This window comes from Streptomyces sp. P9(2023) (genome assembly GCF_032436795.1).
Lineage (GTDB): Bacteria > Actinomycetota > Actinomycetes > Streptomycetales > Streptomycetaceae > Streptomyces.
This window is the reverse complement of record NZ_JAUPWM010000196.1, coordinates 1-391: the sequence shown is the minus strand read 5'-3', so window position 1 is coordinate 391 and position 391 is coordinate 1. Positions and strand designations below refer to the sequence as shown.

Annotated in this window: 1 tRNA gene; it reads right to left on the bottom strand. The window is 47.6% G+C overall.

What is annotated here, in order from left to right:
• Positions 1-273 precede the first annotated feature (273 nt).
• A tRNA-Ile gene (locus Q5762_RS37315) sits at positions 274-350 on the bottom strand.
• Positions 351-391 lie beyond the last annotated feature (41 nt).

The following is a 391-nucleotide window of genomic DNA, read 5'->3' as shown; positions in this document are numbered from 1 at the left end:
TTAATACCATACTACTTATCGACATAATATACCTCAGTAACTGTTGGGGGAGAGAACGGGAGAGGCATTCCATTCTCTCCCCTGATCTGCTGATCCAGTCGGGTGGATGTTTGTCGCGTGATGCGCCACTGGAAAAGATCAGCAAGATAGGGATCGGGGAACCATATTTGAGCGGTTCGGAAACGGTACGGTTCCCCTACGATGTTTGGCTGCACCGATCTGATTATGAGAACAATCCTTCGTCAAAGATTACTCACATAATTAGATAGGTAATGGTAGTAGTGGGTGGGTTTGAACCACCGACCTTTCGCTTATCAAGCGAGTGCTCTAACCAACTGAGCTACACTACTGGAAGCAAGCCTTCTACCATGGCTCAAGGCTTGCCTATGTG